The 642-nt window shown below is 67.4% G+C and carries 1 protein-coding gene and 1 pseudogene; both read right to left on the reverse strand.

Going from position 1 to position 642, the window contains the following annotated elements; all coding sequences use genetic code 11:
• A pseudogene (locus WS75_RS34805) lies at positions 1–140 on the reverse strand (DoxX family protein); the annotation flags it as partial.
• 1 nt (position 141) lies between these two features.
• Positions 142–642, reverse strand: a 501-nt coding sequence (locus WS75_RS27700) for an amidohydrolase family protein (protein WP_156429906.1), incomplete at its 5' end; no start/stop codon positions are given.

The following is a 642-nucleotide window of genomic DNA, read 5'->3' on the forward strand; positions in this document are numbered from 1 at the left end:
TCGTCGAAATGCATCGCCTTGTTGATCCCGCCGATCAGAAACGCGGAAACGAGTGCAAGCCGTACCAGCGCACCGACCCACGGCTGCGCAAGCAGCACGCGGACCCATGCCGGGTTGCCGTAGAAGGTGCGCGTCGACATGTCAGATCGCCCAGCACGAACAGCCGAACGCGCCCCAGAAGCCCTTCGCGTCGGACGTCGGCAATGCGCTTGCCCATGCACCCGCGTGCGCATGCTGGTGCACGTTGCAGGCATTCGCGCATCCGCACATCGCTGCGGCCGCCGCCCGTTGCAGCGGTGCGCCGTTGCGCTGCGTCGCGCCCCAGCCGCCATAGCCGCCGTACTCGCGCACGGGCGACCAGTCCGGCATCGCGGGCGGAATCGGCGCGTCGTGCGACGCGAACGGCCCTGCGCCCCATACGATCTTTCCGCCGACCACGGTCAGCAATGCGGTCGTGCCCGCGATGTCGTCCTCGGCGCACGCAAAGAAATCGCGATCCGGGACCACCAGGTCCGCAAGCTGCCCGACGGCCACACGCCCTTTCTTCCCTTCCTCGTTCGAGAACCACGTCACGTATTCGGTCCACATGCGCAGCGCGGTCTCGCGATCGAGCAGGTTGCGCTGCGGATACATGCGCAGGCC

Source organism: Burkholderia sp. FL-7-2-10-S1-D7, assembly GCF_001524185.1.
GTDB lineage: Bacteria > Pseudomonadota > Gammaproteobacteria > Burkholderiales > Burkholderiaceae > Burkholderia > Burkholderia diffusa.